This window comes from Flavobacterium sp., from assembly GCF_040382755.1.
Taxonomy (GTDB): domain Bacteria; phylum Bacteroidota; class Bacteroidia; order Flavobacteriales; family Flavobacteriaceae; genus Flavobacterium.
Genome location: NZ_JBEIET010000232.1, coordinates 1 through 1,857 on the forward strand (window position 1 = coordinate 1; position 1,857 = coordinate 1,857).

Here is a 1,857-nt window from a genome sequence, read left to right on the forward strand (position 1 = left end):
ATCGAACAGTTAAGTTGGTATTCAGCATTTGCTTTTCCTTTCTTTATCATTTTTTGGATAGTAGGCAAAAAGTATTTTAAAAAAATAAGAATTCAGGAAACTGAAAGAGCAAAGCTGCAGCATTTCAAACACGACCTTGGTTTTTCAGTAGTTACATTTTTTGTTTTCGCAATAATGGATGTTTTTATTCTTTACTTAGAAAGCAAAGGATACACTCAAGTCTATTTCGATATCAGTAAATATGGCTATTTGTGGTTAGGGCTTAGTTTTTTCATTGTACTTTTTCTAGATGATATGTTTTTCTATTGGAGTCACAGGGCTATGCACATGCCAAGGTTTTATAAAATTTTTCACAAGGTACATCACGAAAGTACCGACCCATCGCCACTAACTGCTTTTGCTTTTCATCCTACGGAAGCTGTAGTTGAATACTTTATAGGCTTTGTTTTACCGTTTTTACTTCCACTGAATTTTGGAGTATTAATTACCTGGCAAATCTTCTCCATGCTAAACAATGTTTTAGGCCATTTAGGCTATGAAGTCTATCCTAAGGGTTGGGTAAAATTTCCACTATTGAAATTCAAAACTGCATCTACTCACCACAATATGCACCACCAATTGTTTAACGGCAATTATGCTTTATATTTTACATGGTGGGACAAATGGATGGGTACAGAATTTAAAGATTATGAAACTCGCCACGAACAAATCTTTGAACGAAAAAATAGTAAAAAATCAACCCAAGACTTTTATTCACTTACCGTTTCTGAACGAGAGTTATTTCTAATCAAAGAGCAAACTAGCGAAAACGCTTCACAAAAAGCACAAGTTTCAGCACAAGTTTTTGGTCAATCCTATGAATTCGAGACGGAGGAAGGGAAAACCATTTTACAAAGTGCATTAAATCAAAACATACCCTTGCCTTTTTATTGCAAAAACGGACTTTGTGGAATGTGCAAAATGAAATGCATTGAAGGCAATGTAAAAATGCTAAACAATCAAGTGCTTTCAGAGTCAGATATAAATGATGGATTTATTTTGACTTGTCAATCATTGGCTCAAACCGAAAAAATTTCTATTCAAAACGCCTAAAAACTTTAAAATTATGAATTGGTTTTATCTTCTCTTAGCAGGTATATTTGAAATTGGTTGGACAATTGGTCTTAAACAAATGGACAATCACAAAAATATAGTTTGGACTATTATTTTCTATGTGAGTATCACAACAAGTTTTTATTTTTTGCAACTAGCACTTAAAGAAATTCCCATAGGAACTGCTTATGCTATTTACACAAGTATTGGCGCAATTGGAACGGTTTTAATTGGCATGCTATTTTTTAAGGAGCCAACGAGTCTACTCCGTATTGGCTTCATTCTTCTAATAATCACTGGTGTAATTGGTCTAAAAGTAACTTCAACGCACTAAATATAAAAGATTGTCAGTCTATTCTTAATCAGAAAAAACACTCAAAATTTGTATCAAATGAAAAAAACGATTTTAGTAGCCTTTTTACTATTAGTTACAAATCATATTTGCGCTCAAGGTGCTGTTGAAATATTGGGGGGAAACAAGTACACACATTACATAAACTATTTCGATAAAGATTTGGATAGTTCTGGAAAATGGAACTTTTTCAATCTTAATCGCTTTACAGTAAACTACAAAGACAAAGCACTAAACACAGTATCCATTGAGGGACAGCTTACTTACCAATTCAACCCTTGGCTTGGACTTTCGGCAGGAGGTGGATTTTACGGTGAATTGTTTATACCAGCGATTGGATTAAGTCTTTCATACATGAACAAAAAGGAAGACTTTTTTATTCAAATGTACCCCACAATTGGTTATGTTGAAAG

3 protein-coding genes are annotated in these 1,857 nt (G+C 33.5%); all 3 read left to right on the top strand.

The features are described 5' to 3' along the window. The coding region (locus ABWO04_RS11580) for a sterol desaturase family protein (protein WP_353079843.1) at positions 1–1,092 on the top strand (1,092 nt) is incomplete at its 5' end. Positions 1,093–1,105: 13 nt separating this feature from the next. Further along, on the top strand, positions 1,106–1,426 hold the full coding sequence (locus ABWO04_RS11585) for a DMT family transporter (protein WP_353079844.1): 321 nt from the start codon (positions 1,106–1,108) through the stop codon (positions 1,424–1,426). Positions 1,427–1,483: 57 nt separating this feature from the next. Then, the coding region (locus ABWO04_RS11590; RefSeq protein WP_353079845.1) for a hypothetical protein at positions 1,484–1,857 on the top strand (374 nt) is incomplete at its 3' end.

Bases quoted from the DNA above. Each gene is read 5' to 3' on its own strand.
- ABWO04_RS11585 (WP_353079844.1), top strand. From the start codon at position 1,106: ATGAATTGGTTTTATCTTCTCTTAGCAGGTATATTTGAAATTGGTTGG.